This is a genomic window from Kordia algicida OT-1, from assembly GCF_000154725.1.
Lineage (GTDB): Bacteria > Bacteroidota > Bacteroidia > Flavobacteriales > Flavobacteriaceae > Kordia > Kordia algicida.
The window spans coordinates 3,189,109-3,206,359 of the sequence record NZ_DS544873.1 but is presented as its reverse complement, the minus strand read 5'-3'; the positions used below and the strand labels follow the sequence as shown (position 1 = coordinate 3,206,359).

Here is a 17,251-nt window from a genome sequence, read left to right as displayed (position 1 = left end):
ATTTTAGAAAAATTCATATTCATACAAAGAGGCAAACCTCTTGGCATTTAAAACTCGATTATCGAGTAAACATACTTCTGACTTTCATTTTGATAATTCCGAAAACAGCTTCTGAAAATATGGAACTATCCATTTTAGATTTCCCTTTGGTTCTATCAGTAAAAATAACGGAAACTTCTTTAATGTTGAAACCTAATTTCCATGCTTTGAACTTGAGTTCTATCTGAAATGCATAACCGACAAATCGGATGTTATCCAAGCCAATAGTTTCAAGCACTTTTCTGCGATAACAGATAAATCCTGCTGTAGTATCATGAATTGGAATTCCTGTGATAAAGCGCACATATTTTGATGCGAAATAAGACATTAACACACGATTCATTGGCCAGTTTACCACATTGACACCTTTTACATAGCGCGAACCAATGGCAACATCGGCATTTTCATTTTCACAAGCGGCAAGCAAGCGAACCAAATCTTTAGGATTGTGTGAAAAATCGGCATCCATTTCAAAGATATATTCGTAATCACGTGCCAGCGCCCAACGAAAACCGTGTATATAAGCAGTTCCCAGTCCTGTTTTGGCTTTTCGGACTTCTAGAAATAGTTTATCAGGATATTTGTCTTGAAGTGCTATTACTTTTTTGTGCGTTCCATCAGGAGAATTGTCATCTACAACCAAAATATGAAACGCTTTTTCTTGTGCAAAAACTGCATCAATAATTGCTTCTATATTTTCAATTTCGTTATACGTTGGTATGACAACAATTGCGTCTGACATTTTCTAAAATTATCCGAACAAAAGTAAACAAATTATGGGTTTTGTGAATGACTATGTTATTTTGTGCGATATTTTTATGTATTATTTAACATACTTGCTAATTTTACCGCATGTTTCAAACCGTTGAAAGAACCGTAATTTCTAAAGATTGGCTTACGCTATTGTTCTTGGTAACGTTGTGTTTACTTGTTGTCACGCGTTTTGTGTTTCGAAAAAAGTTTGGTTTATTCTTGGTGTTTTTGTTCTCAAATAAATATCAAAATCTAACAGAATCGAAACAGGAAGCTATTATCAACGGATTTACAACGCTACTTTTTGTTGTACAGTTAATTTCTTTTTCCATTTTTGCATACGTTGCACTCACTTTTTTTCATCCACAATTGGTTTCTACGCCACTTCTTTTTGTGAAAATCATCTCATTTATGGTGTTTTTTATCCTCATAAAGTACATTATTGAAAAAATAATTGCGGTTATTTTAGATATTGAATCGTATATAAATACGTACAATTTCCATAAAATTAACGCTAGAAATCTATTTGGTTTATTGCTGATTCCCATCAACTTAGTGCTTGTATACTACGATTATGAGAATAAGATTGTATTTTTCTCAATATTTTTTACATTTCTGTCTTATAATCTCATCGTATTATTTCTTCTACTAAAGAATTATCAAAAATTGATAATCAGCAAGTTGTTTTATTTTATTTTGTATCTTTGCGCACTTGAAATCGCCCCCTATTTAGTTATATACAAGTTTTTAATTAAATAACGTGACATTTAAAATATAATAGGTTTATGAAAGTAAAAACTATTTTAGTTTCTCAACCGGAACCAAAAATTGAGAATTCTCCTTATTCTAGGCTTATCGATAAGCAAAAGGTGAAAATCGATTTCAGGCCGTTCATACATGTTGAAGGTGTAAGTGCAAGAGACGTTAGACATCAGAAGGTAGACTTATCGAAGTTTACGGCAATTATTTTGACAAGTAGAAATGCTGTCGATCATTTTTTTAGAGTCGCAGAAGAAATGCGCTTTAAAGTTCCTGATACTATGAAGTATTTCTGCCAATCGGAAGCAGTTGCTTACTATTTACAGAAGTATGTAGTATATAGAAAACGTAAAATTTATGTTGGAAAACGTACGTTTCAAGAATTATCACCGCTTATTAAAAAGTATAAGGATGAAGTATTTTTATTACCTTCATCAGATGCTTTAAAACCAGCAGTTCCAGATACTTTAAATTCGTTGAATATTACGTGGGAACGCGGTGTGTTTTACAAAACTGTTGTAAGTGACTTGTCTGACCTACGTGATGTGTATTATGACATTTTAGTGTTCTTTAGTCCATCAGGAATAAAGTCTTTATTAGCTAATTTCCCTGACTTCGAGCAAAATGATACACGTATTGCCGTTTTTGGAAATACCACCGTAAAAGCAACAACAGAAGCAGGATTGAGAGTTGATATTAAAGCGCCAACACCAGAAACACCTTCCATGACAATGGCATTGGCAAAATACATTGATGAAGTGAATAAAAAATAATTACTTTTTCATAATAAATTAAAAAAGCGTGCATCTTAATTGATACACGCTTTTTTCGTTTTTGGGTTGGTTATGGTATTTTAAAACTGTTAGCTTATTGGGCCACCAGCCATAATTTCTTCGTTTGCGTAGTCTTCAAACTGTGCGAAGTTTTGTTTAAATGAGTTTGATAATTCAGTAGCTTTTGCGTTATACGCAGCTGTATCTTCCCAAGTATCAATAGGGTTTAATACTTCGTTTGGCACATTTGGACAATCTGTTGGCATTGCCAATCCGAAAATTGGATGTGTTTGATAGTCTACATCGTTTAATTTACCTTCTAGCGCTGCGCTAATCATTGCACGCGTGTATTTCAGTTTCATACGACTTCCTGTTCCATAAGGTCCGCCAGTCCATCCTGTGTTTACCAACCAAACATTTACGCCAGCTTCTTGCATTTTTTTGCTCAGCATTTCTGCATATTTTGTTGGGTGTAATGGCATGAAAGGCGCTCCAAAGCACGCTGAAAAACTTGGTACAGGTTCGTTAATTCCTGCTTCTGTTCCTGCAACTTTCGCAGTGTAACCAGAAATAAAGTGATATGCTGCTTGTCCTGGAGTCAATTTTGAAATTGGAGGTAACACACCAAATGCATCTGCTGTTAAGAAGAAAATATTTTTAGGATTTCTTCCAATAGATGGTACTTGAATGTTTTCAATATGATAAATAGGATAACTCACACGTGTATTTTGCGTGATAGAAGTATCTGTAAAATCTACATTTTTATTTTCGTCTAGCACAACATTTTCAAGAATTGCACCTTTTTTAATTGCATGATAAATTTCTGGTTCTTTTTCTTCGCTTAAATCAATCGCTTTAGCATAGCAACCGCCTTCAAAGTTAAAAACTGTATTTTCATTAGTCCAGCCATGTTCATCATCACCAATTAACTTGCGTTCAGGATCAGCAGATAAAGTTGTTTTTCCCGTTCCTGATAATCCGAAGAAAATCGCCGTATCACCAGCTTTTCCAACATTTGCACTACAGTGCATTGGTAAGGTGTTTTTAAATACAGGCAAAATAAAGTTCAATGCAGAGAAAATTCCTTTTTTGATTTCTCCAGTATAACCAGTTCCACCAATTAACGCAATTTTCTTTTCAAAGTTTAAAATAGCAAAGTTATGTTGGCGTGTTCCATCAACTGCTGGATCTGCCATAAATCCTGGCGCATTTACGATAAGCCATTCTTCTTCAAAATTTTCTAGTTCTGCTTCTGTTGGGCGCAAAAACATGTTATATGCAAACATATTGCTCCAAGGATATTCGTTTACGACACGAATATTCAGTTTGTAATTTTCATCAGCACAAGCATATGCATCGCGCACATACACTTCTTTTTCTGACAAGTAATCTACAACTTTATCATACAACTTATCGAAAGCAGCAGGTTCAAAAGGAATATTGATGTCTCCCCACCAAACTTTATCTTCTGTAATGCTGTCTTTTACTATAAAACGGTCTTTAGGTGATCTTCCTGTGAACTCTCCTGTATTTACAGAAATTGCTCCAAAAGAAGTCTCAATTCCTTGCCCTTTGTTTATAGTTTCTTCATGTAGTTGGTCTGAGGAAAGTTGATAATGTGCTTTCGCATCTTTGATTCCGTATTTATTTAACGAAATCGTTTTCGTTGAGAAGGTGTTATTCGTCATAACTTTTAACTCTTGTTGTGTTTTTTGTAAAGCGCAAAAGTATAAATATTTTTATAGATAATAGATTTTTAACTGATTTTATCCGTTTTAAGCTTAAAAAAATTTACAATAAGAATGATCCATCCAATGATTAATAATGTTCCTCCAATAGGTGTAATGAAGCCAATTACTTTAAAATTGAATGCTGTCATATCATTTGTTGCTAAAAGATATATAGAACCCGAAAACAACAGAATTCCCCAAAGCATAAAAACATAAACGAGCTTTTGCATTTTGGGCGAAATAAAAGCTGTTGTACCAATAAATAATAGCAATAACGCATGATACATGTGATAACGAACGCCTGTTTCGAAAGAAGAAAGTTGGTCAACGGTCAATATTTTTTTGAGTGCATGCGCGCCAAAAGCACCAAGAATTACTGCCAAACAACCTAAAATTGCTCCTGTGATTAAAATTTTTTTTCTCATAAAAATCGTGAAGTTATTTTTATAAATGTAACAATTTGCTACATTCGTGTTATATTTGTCTTTTTACAAAATTACGCAACAAAACCCACTATGCGAAACATTTTAATTATTGGTGCAGGAAAATCTGCTTCTTACCTTATAAAATACTTTTTAGATAAAAGCACTGCTGAAAATTTACATATCACTGTTGGCGATATCAACATTGAAAATGCTCAAAAACTCGTTGGAAATCATCCAAATGCTTCTGCAATTTTTTTGGATGTTTTTAATGAAGAAAATAGAAAAGGAGCTGTAGAAAAAGCTGCTATTGTCATTTCGATGTTGCCTGCACGTTTTCATATTGAAGTGGCGAAAGATTGCGTTCATTTTGGTAAAAATATGGTCACCGCATCTTACATTAGCAAAGAAATGCAAGCGTTAGACGAAGCCGTGAAGGAAAAAGGGTTGGTGTTTATGAACGAAATTGGTGTTGATCCAGGAATCGATCATATGAGTGCTATGGAAGTAATAGATCGTATTCGTGATAATGATGGAAAAATGATTTTGTTTGAATCGTTTACGGGCGGATTGGTCGCTCCAGAAAGTGATACCAATTTGTGGAACTATAAATTTACGTGGAACCCAAGAAATGTAGTGCTTGCCGGACAAGGTGGCGCAGCGAAGTTTATTCAGGAAGGAACGTATAAATATATTCCATACAACCGATTGTTCCGTAGAACTGAATTTTTGAATGTAGAAGGTTACGGAAAGTTTGAAGCATATGCCAACCGTGATTCTTTAAAGTACAGAAGCGTTTATGGACTAGATGATATTTTAACTTTATATCGCGGAACGATTCGTAGAGTCGGTTTCTCAAGAGCTTGGCAAATGTTTGTCATTTTGGGAATGACAGACGATAGTTACACCATTGAAAACTCTGCCGAAATGAGTTATCGTGATTTTGTGAATTCGTTTTTGCCGTATAGTCCAACAGATTCTGTAGAACTGAAAATGCGCCACAATTTAAAGATCGATCAAGATGATACGCTTTGGGAAAAGTTATTGGAACTTGATCTTTTCAATCCGAATAAAAAGGTAGAATTAGCGAATGCAACTCCTGCACAAATTCTTCAAAAGATATTGATGGATAGTTGGTCGCTTGCGCCAGAAGATAAAGATATGATTGTTATGTATCATAAATTTGGCTATGAAAAAGATGGCGAAAAACATCAAATAGAGTCTAAAATGGTAATTTTGGGTGAAGATCAAACGTATACTGCCATGGCAAAAACGGTTGGCTTGCCTGTTGCGATTGCTGCTTTAAAGATTTTGAATGGAGAAATTACAACGCCAGGAGTTCAGTTGCCAATTACCAAAGAAGTGTACACACCAATTTTAAAGGAACTAAAAGAATATGGCATTGCTTTCCATGAAGAAGAAGTCCCGTATTTTGGATATGATCCTGCGAATATGTGATTTGGATTGACGAATTGTTGATTAACGATTTTAGATTTATAATTTATCCAAGCGTCTGATTGAGTGGATGTACAAAGCAAATTTGTATCGAAATTTGCTATGAAATACTTTTTTTAATTAGAAAGCTTCTAGAGTCTTTCAATTCTTTAGTCTTTCTTCATAAAAAATATCAATTTCATTAGAATTTTTATTTTTCAATTAAAATTACCTTAAAAACTCCTATTTTTGACTTTCATCTGATAAATAGCAACTTATGAAAGTGATTAATGAACAAATTGAAATTGATGGTATCGACAAACAAATTCTGCGCGCATTGATGAATGATGCTCGAACGCCCATTTTAAGTATTGCACGTACAATTGGTATTTCTGGCGCAGCTGTACATCAAAGACTCCGAAAACTAGAAGATGCAAAGCTGATTGTAGGTTCTAAATTTGTGATTAATCCAAAAATATTAGGTTATAAAACAATGGCGTTTATCGGTGTTTACCTAGATAAAGCTATGCGAAATCCTTCCGCAGTAAAAGAATTACAAGAAATTCCTGAAGTGATGGAAAGCCATTATACCACAGGAAATTGGTCATTATTGATAAAGATTTTGTGTAAAGACAATGAACATTTGATGCACATTTTAAACCATAAAATACAAGCGATAAAAGGTGTTTCGCGAACAGAAACTTTTATTTCCCTGAACCAGCAAATTGATCGACAAATTAAAGTTTAATATCAATCGTTAAAAAGTAGATTGATAACATAAAAAATCGAATGTTTTTTGAAATATTCGGTAATATTTAGGCGCATTCAGCAAATAGTTACAGCCGTGTAAATACGGGTATTTCTTTGTAACTTAAAGAAGTGTAAAATTTTAAAATGAATAACATGTTTCAAATAGCAGTTTTGTTCTTTGTAGTATGGGATTGCTTCGTCGTTTCCTCCTCACAAAGTATTTCTATTGCTATATTTTCAAACACGCAAAAAGCGTAGCGATCTAAAAACGTCATATCGAGCGAAGTTGAGATGCAAAACTACAACCTACTTTTATAATCCGTCAACGTTCGTGGACCTTCCAACACTTCCCGTTCAATCTTTAAAACGCCTTCATCAGTAGTTGAGGTATACCATTTAATCAACGAAATTGCGTTATTTTCAATCTCAATTCCCGTGATGCTTCTCGGATGCACACAACTTCCATCATTAAAGAAAGAAATCTCATCTGGATTTGGAAATCGCGGACGATGCGTATGTCCTGTCACGGTGATGATATTGTCATTATCAATAATCCACTTTTTAATCTTACGTTCAACTTTTATCAAATTCTTGTAATTCCGCGCAGGACTTGTCGGATCGTGAATTCCCATAATTTGCAAAGGCGCCCACAATGCACGTACCATAAAACGACTCCATTTCCAAAACAGATAATTCCACCAATCAGCTTGATGTCCGTGTGTCAAAAAAAGTTCTTGCTGTGTTTTGGTATGTTTCAGCACAATTCCTTCATGATATTTCAAATCGGTAAACAAGGGTTTGTCAGTTCCTGTTTTTGGATCAAAATAGGTTGACAAGTGTTTTTGTACATATTTCTCATTGCGATACACCATATCATGATTTCCCCAAATTAAATGCAATCGGTTGTCTTCATGAAATGCTTTCATAATCATATACACATTCTTGTGTGCTGAAAAAATAGATTCAAAATTTAAATTTTCCCATAACTCATCGCCATCACCGAGTTCGCAATAGGTAAAACCTTCTTTATAGTACTGTTTTAAAGCATGAAAATAGATGTTTCTATTGTTGGCAAAATCGTCCGCAAAACTATTATCGCCACGATGGCAATCGCTAAACATCACAATTTTAGAAGAATGGTCAAATGGAATTCGAAGCGCATTTTTATACGCTCGTGTCAAGCGAGTTTGTGAAGACATGAATTAGTTTTAAACTAAGTTACTTATAAAATGCAAAACTCAAAACGTAAAGGGTAAAAGTATTTTTTATATAACGAAAAATAAAGGTTAATTTACTGTAATATAACGTTAAACAAAACGTCTAAACACATACACAATCAAGGATTTCGTATCTTTGTAAATTAAATGGTTTCAATTATGGGTCAGAATAGCGAACATCACAACTTGAATTTACCGTTGCAACTGGTTATCAGTTTCGATCAGGTAATCTCTTTTTATGATAAATATGTAGAAGATGAAAATCATCCGTACCACAAGTCTGCAATAGAGATAACGGAATATCTGGAAAATTATCCTGAGTTACGCGAAGGCTTTACTGACCTGACAAAATTAGAGAAATACAAAGAACAAATTGACTTGGTTTTAGAAGGTTTGTTCCCAGAAATTTTAACGGATAATGAAATTAAAGTGGCTACGATTCCATTTTCGTTTCAATCTTTTAAATATTCAAATCGACTCAAAAATATCCTTAAAAATGCTGGAGACGATTATGATTTTACCGCAAGAAATTTATCTGAAAGAGAATTGTATCTGCATGCCTGTGTGATGATTTTAAATGTATGTTATGGATATACGATTGATTTAAAACGTCCTTTTTATTTTGATATTCCTGATAAAAAACTGGGCGTTACCAAGCATTATAGAGTTGCGTTTAATGGCGATTTTTGCCAAGTAATACCAACAGAAGATGCACCAAAAATAACAGAAGAAGATGTCCGATTGTTATTAGACAATTACGACAATATTGAAGTTTGGAAACAGAAATTTCCATTAAATAGCTACATTTTTAAAGGATTTGGAATCATGAATCTTTTTGATGTTACTTTTGATGAAACCTTATCGTCAATTCGTGAAAACTTATTGCGAAGTGATGACAATTTGGTTGCTTCTTTGCGTAAAAATTTAAGCGAATTTTTCAACATAAAAGATTTAAAATTAGGATATTCCGTATTTGGAGCCTTAGATAAAAACACTTTTAAAAGTCACATAAAACGCTCGGAGAGCTTACTTTTTAAAGATGAACATGAAGTTGCCTGTACAGAATTTTTCTGCCATGGAATTGTAGAGCATATTTTTAAAAAGAATGAAGAGATAGCAATCTCTAATATTGAAAACTATGGAAAGCTTTCTGGTGAAAACGGATTTTACAATCGATTGAAAGCACAAGGAATTCAAAGTATTATTTTAATTCCTATTGTAGCTTCTAAAGGTAGAGATTTGGCGGTATTAGAAATTGCCTCACCAAGAGCATACGAACTTAATTCGGTAAATCAACAAAAACTACAAGATATTATTCCTGTCTTTGAAACGGCTGTTTCTCGTGCATCAGAAGATTTTCAAAACACACTAGAAGCAACGATTCAGGAGCAATATACGTCTATTCATCCTGCGGTAAAATGGCGTTTTTATAGTGCAGCAGAAAATTATCAATACCAATTGGCGGAAAATGTAGAAAATCCTCAAATCGAAGATATCGTATTTGAACAAGTATATCCGTTGTTTGGACAAAGTGATATTAAAGGTTCTTCTTTAGCTCGTAATGAAGCGATCAAAGAAGATTTGACAACACAATTAGAGTTAGCAATCAAAGTATTGGAAGCTGCATTAAAGCAACACAAACTTCCAATTTATGAAGAATTAATTTTCAGAGTAGCAACATATTTAAGCGAAACGCAAGAAGGACTAAAAGCTGGTGATGAGCTAGGAATATTACAATTCTTAAAAAAAGATATTTATCCTGTATTCAATCACCTAAAAGCAACCGATCCGAAACTTGCATTGCTCATTACGGAATACATTAACAGTTTAGATGCCAACTTAAAAGTAGTGTATGACAAACGTAAAGCGTACGAAGACAGTGTTGCGATTTTAAATACGCAATTGGCAGCTTACATTGACAAAAAGCAAGAAGAAGCACAAGCTATGTTTCCGCATTACTTTGAGCGTTACAAAACTGATGGAGTTGAGTATAATATGTATATCGGACAATCATTGGTAAAAGACCAAAATTTCCACAAATTGTATTTATACAACTTGCGTTTGTGGCAATTGCAGAACATGTACGAAATGGAGCAAGTTGCACACAACGCACGAAAGCTAATGGAGCACGATTTGCAAGTAGCTTCGTTAATTTTAGTGCACAGCAATCCGTTGGCGATTAAATTCCGTATGGACGAAAAGCAATTTGATGTAGATGGCGCTTACAACATTCGTTATGAAATTATCAAAAAACGTATTGACAAAGCACATATTAAAAATACTACAGAACGTCTCACAATTCCTGGAAAAATTGCAATTGTATATTCACAAGATAAGGATGCACGCGAATACATAAAGTACATCAAATACATGCAGGCAAAAAATTATTTTGGAAAACTTGAAAAACTAGAATTGGAAGATTTGCAAGGCGTTTCAGGCTTGCGAGCTTTGCGTGTGGAAGTAATTTATCAAGATGACTTCAGCGAAAAATCATCTTTAACAATTGATGAATTAATGGAAGAATTCAAATAAGATTTTAAAAATAGAAGTGATTTAAACTTTTCGGGTTTAAGCGAAAATTAGAAGTTTTAAGTATTCTTGAAGGCTTTTTTGAGTTTCATAGCAGCGCTACGGAACGAAAAAAAGACGAAAACAGGGCTGAAAAACAGTAATTTTTTAGCAAATCAAAAAAGTTTAAATCACTTCATATAAAACAAGTAAAAGCAGCTGACTGAAAAGTATAAATTTCTTCAAACCGAACTCTTTTGCTGAATTTGATTCAGTATAATGAGATGCTGAGTCACACACTCAAAATAACGTTTGTGTAAGCTTTTAAAACTGCCTCTTTTTAATTACGCTGCAATGATAGGAAGTGTATCGGGACGCAAAGCAAATGCAATAGCAAACGCAATCACTGATATGATAATTCCAATCATGAAAACCAAATAGGTCAATCGGAGAATTTTATACTTTCTATCGAGTACTTTTCCTAAAAAGTATAAATCTTTCGTGAGTGATCCGTACAAATAATCCCTATCTTTCATGACTTCACTAATTGCCCATTCAAAATCAGGCAAACTCATCTTATGGAAATTTCCAAAAAACAGTAAATTCACTTTCTTCGCTTCTACATCTTTCTTGTCAAATTTTCCTTCCGTTACATTTGGTCTAGTAGCTAAAATGGATAATACCATAGAAATAACGGTAAATAATGTAAAGATAATAGTTGGGACAATTAAATGTTCGTTATCGGCTTTGTCTAATTTTGACACTAAAGTGGATAATACTAAGGAAATAATAATGGCATTTACCGATAAAAGTATGTTTGCTTTAGTGTCAGCAATATTACTCAGTTCAATATGATTCTTTAACGTTACACGAAACATGGTTTCAATTCCACGTTCTGGCGTATTAATTTTTGTCTTTTTATACTTAAGTTCGGCTTTCTTTTGCTTTAACTTCTTTACTTCTTTAGAAACCTTATTCTTTGATTTCAACAATTTGGCAAGATTTTTTCCTTTCCGTTTTTGCCAGTTTTTTGAAGCAAATGAAGTATGAAACGTATGTTGTTCAGATAAAAATCGGATATTCTCTTTCAACCAATCTGACTCTGAAATAGATTCGCCTTGTGTCAATTCAATTTCTTTGCGGAGTAATTCGGTAACTTCTGCAAAATTCTTACTTCCAATGTGTCCACAATCTGCATCAGAAATAATCTGTTCTAACAAATTCTCAGGTTTACGACCCATTTTTGTTGCCAAAATCAATTGATTGATGACATTTAAATCTTCTTCAGAAATCTCATGATTCTTCAAAAATGCTGTGGCAATCTTTACGCTTTCTTCTTCATGACCATCAATTCCATTCACATAACCTGTATCGTGAAACCATGCCGCAATAATAAGTAGGTTGGCTTGTTTTTCTTCAATTCCGAGTCCTTCAATAAGTTCTTTAGTTTTGGCAACAACAGATTTGGTATGTGTAAGGTTGTGATATACATATGATTGATCTACTTTCTTATTCAAAAAATCAATCACATACTTTTCAACTTCGGCGATAAGGGTTTCCATAAAGGTTTCTTTAATTTAAGTAAAAATACTAAACTTTAATTAATGTTTGTCAAAGATGTTAAAAACGAAAGCATTTGTTTGAAAATTCTGTACAGTGTATTGCTGTAAGTTTACAATAAAAAAATGGACTATTTATATATGAAACACATTCCTAAAATAAAGCTCTACGGAACAAAAACATGTCATAAAACCAACTATTACAAAACGTTCTTAGACGAGAAAAAGCTTCCGTATCAATTTTTGGACGTTCTAGAAAACGAAAATCATGCAGACGAACTGCGCAATTTATACACAAACAAAAAACTCAACTTTCCAACAATCATCATTGGAAATAAAAAATTACGAAATCCGCGTGAAGCAGAATTGCACAAATGGTTTGAGAAATTAATACATTCATAAGCATAACAATTAGATTCAAATTACTTTAAATGACGTTGCTAAAAACAATACAAAATTTTCCACTTGGCTATTCGGAAGTACAGTATAAAAATGCAAAATATGGTGTGATTAAACGTGAATTCAATCAAGGAAAAAGCTATAAAATATACGCTTCAGAATTAGGCGGAAACAACTTTATAAGTCTCAACTATTATTGTACAAGTCAGCAAGAACTATTAAAACCTTGTGAAATGCCAACAGAGAAAGTAATCCACTTTTTAAAACACTGTAAAATGATTTGAGTTCATTTATTAAAAAACGAATGATTATCTTTAAGGCAACAAAATAACAATCAATGATAAAATCTTTACGATTCGTAGGAATAATAGTCTTTTTACTGTGTATAAATGCATGTGCAACCTTCAAAGCACAATATGCAGAAAAAATGAGCATGAATCCATATCCAGAAGATAAAGAAGTAAAACACTCTTTCTATCTAATTGGAGATGCGGGAAACTCTCCATTAGGCGGAAAAGCAGTTGCGCTTCAAATGATGGAAAAAGAATTACAAAAAGCCTCTAAAAACAGTACAGCTATCTTTTTGGGAGATAATATTTACCCAGCTGGTTTGCCAAAAAAATCTAACAAAAGACGCGAATTTGCAGCACATCAGTTAGACGCACAAACAAGTATTGTAAAAGATTTTAACGGGCAAACGATTTTCATTCCAGGAAATCACGATTGGTATAGCAACGGTTTAGAAGGACTCAAACGACAAGAAAAATACATTGAAGACATTCTTGGGAAAAATACGTTTCTACCTGAAAATGGTTGTCCCATCGAAAAAATCCACGTAAGTGACGATATTGAATTGATTCTTATTGATACACAATGGTACATTACCAATTGGGACAGACATCCTACTATGAATGACGATTGTCAAATAAAAACACGCACAAAATTCCTTGAAGAATACAGTAGCTTAATCAAAAAAGCACGTGGTAAAACGACAATTGTAGCATTGCACCATCCGATGTATACGTACGGGCCGCACAATGCGCAATACACATTTAAAACACATCTTTCTCCAGTTCCCATCTTAGGAACCATCAAAAACTTAGTGCGTTCTACAAGCGGAACAGCAAATGTAGATCAGTCACACAAGCGTTACAATGAACTCAGAAAGCGTATCATTACACTATCACAAGAAAATGATAAAGTCATCTTCGTTTCGGGTCACGAACACAGTTTGCAATACATTGAAGAAGATAATTTACGCCAAATTGTAAGTGGTTCGGGAGCAAAAATGTCTGGAACTCGTAATGTTGGCGGAGGAAAATTCACTTACGGAACTTACGGATATGCTCGTTTGGACGTTTTTGAAGATGGTTCTTCGCATGTACGTTTCTATTCTGCGATTGAAAACAAAGTAGTATTTGAAACTCAAGTAATTCGTCCACCAGCTCCAGAAGTAGAAATGGTATATCCAGAAACATTTCCTAATGAAGTTACGGCGTCCGTTTACACACCAGAAGAAACGAACAAATCGGGCTTCTATAAATTTTTATGGGGCGAACGTTACCGCAAACAATACAGTACGGAAGTAAAAGCGCCAACCGTAGACTTAGACACGCTTTTTGGAGGACTAAAACCTGTACGAAAAGGTGGTGGAAATCAATCAAAATCCTTACGATTAGAAGACAAAGACGGAGCGCAATATGTCATGCGTGCATTGCGCAAACAAGCACTTCGGTACTTGCAGGCCGTTTTATTTAAAGACCAATATATTAAAGGGCAATTTGACAATACTGTCACAGAAGATTTGCTCTTAGATGTATTCTCTGGAGCGCATCCGTATGCACCATTTGCCGTAGGAACATTGGCAGATGCTGTTGGTGTATATCACACAAATCCAGTATTATATTTTGTGCCAAAACAAAAAGCACTTGGAAAATACAATGACGATTTTGGTGGTGAATTGTATATGATTGAAGAACATACGTCTGAAGGTCATGATGATAAGAAAAGTTTTGGCTATCAAAATGATTTGGAAAGTACAGATGATATGTTGAAAAAACTCAACAAAGATGAAGATGTCATTTTAGATGAAGCATCTTACATTCGTGCGCGTTTGTTCGACATGCTTATTGGCGATTGGGATAGACATCAAGATCAATGGCGTTGGATAGAATTTAGAGAAAACGGACAACGTGTATTTCGTCCGTTGCCAAGAGATCGCGATCAGGCATTTTCTAAAATGTCAGACGGTTTTCTACTATCTACAGCAGTAAAAATTATTCCAACAGCAAGATTATTACGAGAATATAGTGGCGATTTAGAAGATGTAAAAGGAATGAATGTAGAGCCATATCCGCTAGATATGAGCCTAATAGTACAATCTGGAAAAGAAGTTTGGGACGCACAAGTAAAAGCCATTCAAGATGGACTCACGGATGAAGTTATTGACAAAGCATTTTTATCATTTCCAGAAGCGGTTCGGGACGAACAAATGGAACTCATTAAAAAGAATTTGCGCTCAAGGAGAGAAAATCTTCAAGCGATCTCAGATCGTTATTACAAACTCATGAATAAACTCGCTGTCGTGAAAGGAACCAACAAAGACGATTGGTTTGACATAGAGCGCATGCCAAATGGAAAAACAAAAGTTACGGCATACCGAATAAAAGGTGGTGAGAAAAAAGATATCTTCCACGAACGAACCTACAACAAAACGGAAACCAAAGAAATTTGGATATATGCGTTAGATGACGACGATGTATTTCATGTATATGGAAACGGGAATAATCTCATAAAAGTACGTTTGATCGGTGGACAAAATAATGATACTTACGATATAAAAAATGGTAAAAAACTAACGTATTACGATTACAAGTCAAAGAAAAGTACTTTCCTCACCAATAAAGGACACAGAATACTGACAGATAATTATGAAACAAATGTATACAACTACAAAAAATTAAAAAACGGAGCGACACAAATATTACCAACACTAGGTTTCAATCCTGATGATGGTTTTAAAGTAGGATTTTCTACCACAATGACCGATTATGGTTTTGAGCGCAATCCGTTTACATCACGACACACATTACGCGGCGCATATTATTTTGCAACTAGCGGATTTGATGTAGGATATACAGGAGAATTTAGTAACATCATTGGACGTTGGAATCTAATGTTGGACGTACATTTTAACAGTCCGAATTATGCGGTAAACTTCTTCGGATTTGGAAACAACACGCCAAATGCGGAAGCAGATGAAAATGATGGTTTGGATGTTGATTTAGATTACAATCGTGTAAAAATACGGACCATACGATTTACACCATCTTTAATATGGCGCGGACAACTTGGCGGAAGCTTCAGAGCAGGATTGTCATATGAAAGCAATGAAATAGAACGGACTAACGGACGTTTCTTAGAACAAAATTTCCCAGCAAACTCAAGTGTATTTGACAAGCAAGATTTCTTTGGTGTCAACGCAAAATACCACTTTCAAAATGTTGACAATGCAGCGTTTCCAACGATGGGAATGGAAGTAAGCTTGGAAACAGGTTACAAAAATAATGTAAGTACTTCCAAAGGTTTTGCTTACGTAATTCCAGAATTCTCCATAGATCATCGATTAATCGCCAGCGGACAATTAGTTTTGGCAACCAAACTACGCGGACATGTTAATTTTGGTGATGAATTTGAATTTTATCAAGGAGCAAACTTAGGAGCAAATACAGGTTTACGCGGATACAGAAACGAACGTTTTACAGGAAAACGTGCTTTTGTACAAACGACAGACATTCGTTTAAACCTACGCAAAATAAAAACACGATTAATCCCATTAGATATAGGTCTTTTTGGCGGATTTGATTATGGTAGAGTTTGGATAGATGGCGATCCTTCAAAAAAATGGAATACATCGCTCGGAGGCGGAATTTGGCTTAGTGGTGCAAACATGCTTACGGCTCATTTGTCACTATTTACTGCTGACGATGGCGCACGTTTTGCCTTTGGTGTAGGATTCGGATTCTAATCAAAAGGAATAATTCCGTTGTATGAAACTATTTAGAAACCAAAGAAGTAAGCTTTTGAAAAATAAAAAAATCGGAAACTATTTAGCATACGCTATTGGTGAAATCATCTTGGTGGTCATCGGAATTTTAATTGCGGTTTCTTTAAACAATTGGAATGAAAATCGAAAAGAAAACAAAAAGCTACTCAATATCTATTCAATCATAGAAAATGATTTAAACAACGATCTCAAAGAAATTGAGAAAATTCAAAATTTTTATAAATCGGTTGATCCACTATACACGAAAATCTTAAACGATTCTGTTAGAAAAGTAGAGTACGTTTTCAATCCGCAATACACATACTTAACCATAGGTTTTCCTGAAATCACATTTAACAAACGCGGATACAATCAACTAACAAATTTCAACACAGACAGTTATCAAGACAGTTTACCAACGCAAATTATCGAATTTTATACAGAACGTTTGCGTGAAATAAAAATTGACGATGAATTACGAGCAAAAGACTTTCATGAAAACTATTCGCATTATAAAAAAAATTACAAATGGTGGGCAGATTTAATTTCGATGAAAGGAAGTCAAGAATTCATCGAATATGCAACCACAGATCCTGACTATAAAAATAGAGTGGCAAGTGTTTATTTTGTAACATATAAAGTATTTCTACCAGAACTAGAAAAATTTAAAAAACAAGCAGAAGTAATTCTTACGGAAATAGAAAAACGGAAAGAATAGTGTTCTTTGCAACAGTGACAATTCTGCGGAAGCGATATAAATATAAAAGAAGTATTGGCGTGTGTTTTCAAATAAATTAATCACAAAAACCCAAAACCCAAAACCCAAAACCCAAAACCCAACACCCAACACCCAACACCCAACA

The 17,251-nt window shown here is 34.3% G+C and carries 14 protein-coding genes; 9 read left to right on the top strand and 5 right to left on the bottom strand.

Going from position 1 to position 17,251, the window contains the following annotated elements:
• Positions 1–58: 58 nt before the first annotated feature.
• The gene (locus KAOT1_RS13700; protein ID WP_007095427.1) at positions 59–781 is read right to left on the bottom strand and encodes a polyprenol monophosphomannose synthase; all 723 of its coding nucleotides are present in this window, start codon (positions 779–781) and stop codon (positions 59–61) included.
• A 110-nt stretch (positions 782–891) separates the two neighbouring features.
• Here KAOT1_RS13700 and KAOT1_RS23785 point away from each other — a divergent pair, with 110 nt between their 5' ends.
• Positions 892–1,551 (top strand): DUF4271 domain-containing protein, encoded by a 660-nt coding sequence (locus KAOT1_RS23785; protein ID WP_007095426.1) that lies wholly within the window; start codon positions 892–894, stop codon positions 1,549–1,551.
• A gap of 26 nt (positions 1,552–1,577) precedes the next feature.
• Positions 1,578–2,324: a uroporphyrinogen-III synthase gene (locus KAOT1_RS13690; RefSeq protein ID WP_007095425.1), complete on the top strand. Its 747-nt coding sequence runs from the start codon at positions 1,578–1,580 to the stop codon at positions 2,322–2,324.
• A gap of 89 nt (positions 2,325–2,413) precedes the next feature.
• Here the strand turns inward: KAOT1_RS13690 and pckA are convergent, their stop codons facing one another.
• A complete protein-coding gene (pckA, locus tag KAOT1_RS13685) occupies positions 2,414–4,012 on the bottom strand; it encodes a phosphoenolpyruvate carboxykinase (ATP) (protein ID WP_007095424.1) in 1,599 nt (532 codons plus the stop codon).
• Between the two features lie 68 nt (positions 4,013–4,080).
• Entirely contained in the window at positions 4,081–4,479 is a 399-nt protein-coding gene (locus KAOT1_RS13680) for a DUF423 domain-containing protein (protein WP_007095423.1), read from the bottom strand.
• 90 nt (positions 4,480–4,569) lie between these two features.
• Between KAOT1_RS13680 and KAOT1_RS13675 the strand changes: the two genes are divergently transcribed.
• A complete protein-coding gene (locus KAOT1_RS13675) occupies positions 4,570–5,934 on the top strand; it encodes a saccharopine dehydrogenase family protein (RefSeq protein ID WP_007095422.1) in 1,365 nt (454 codons plus the stop codon).
• Between the two features lie 253 nt (positions 5,935–6,187).
• Positions 6,188–6,658 carry an Lrp/AsnC ligand binding domain-containing protein gene (locus KAOT1_RS13670; RefSeq protein WP_007095421.1) on the top strand — a complete coding sequence of 157 codons (471 nt, stop codon included), beginning with the start codon at positions 6,188–6,190 and terminating at the stop codon, positions 6,656–6,658.
• Between the two features lie 301 nt (positions 6,659–6,959).
• On the opposite strand, the gene KAOT1_RS13665 is transcribed toward KAOT1_RS13670, so the two are convergent.
• The gene (locus tag KAOT1_RS13665) at positions 6,960–7,859 is read right to left on the bottom strand and encodes a metallophosphoesterase family protein (RefSeq protein WP_007095420.1); all 900 of its coding nucleotides are present in this window, start codon (positions 7,857–7,859) and stop codon (positions 6,960–6,962) included.
• 177 nt (positions 7,860–8,036) lie between these two features.
• Here KAOT1_RS13665 and KAOT1_RS13660 point away from each other — a divergent pair, with 177 nt between their 5' ends.
• A complete protein-coding gene (locus tag KAOT1_RS13660; RefSeq protein ID WP_007095419.1) occupies positions 8,037–10,409 on the top strand; it encodes a GAF domain-containing protein in 2,373 nt (790 codons plus the stop codon).
• A 320-nt stretch (positions 10,410–10,729) separates the two neighbouring features.
• Here KAOT1_RS13660 and KAOT1_RS13655 read toward each other — a convergent pair whose 3' ends face one another.
• Positions 10,730–11,947 (bottom strand): Pycsar system effector family protein, encoded by a 1,218-nt coding sequence (locus KAOT1_RS13655; RefSeq protein ID WP_007095418.1) that lies wholly within the window; start codon positions 11,945–11,947, stop codon positions 10,730–10,732.
• A gap of 123 nt (positions 11,948–12,070) precedes the next feature.
• Between KAOT1_RS13655 and KAOT1_RS13650 the strand changes: the two genes are divergently transcribed.
• The 4 genes from KAOT1_RS13650 to KAOT1_RS22040 are packed head-to-tail and all read left to right on the top strand — an operon-like array spanning position 12,071 to position 17,106.
• Positions 12,071–12,346, top strand: a complete 276-nt coding sequence (locus KAOT1_RS13650; protein WP_238528704.1) for a glutaredoxin family protein — start codon at positions 12,071–12,073, stop codon at positions 12,344–12,346.
• Between the two features lie 29 nt (positions 12,347–12,375).
• Positions 12,376–12,627, top strand: coding sequence for a hypothetical protein (locus tag KAOT1_RS13645; protein ID WP_007095416.1), 252 nt, complete (start codon positions 12,376–12,378; stop codon positions 12,625–12,627).
• 53 nt (positions 12,628–12,680) lie between these two features.
• Complete coding sequence (locus KAOT1_RS13640; protein ID WP_007095415.1) at positions 12,681–16,370, top strand: metallophosphoesterase; 3,690 nt, start codon at positions 12,681–12,683, stop codon at positions 16,368–16,370.
• 55 nt (positions 16,371–16,425) lie between these two features.
• Positions 16,426–17,106 carry a DUF6090 family protein gene (locus KAOT1_RS22040; protein ID WP_162014323.1) on the top strand — a complete coding sequence of 227 codons (681 nt, stop codon included), beginning with the start codon at positions 16,426–16,428 and terminating at the stop codon, positions 17,104–17,106.
• Positions 17,107–17,251 lie beyond the last annotated feature (145 nt).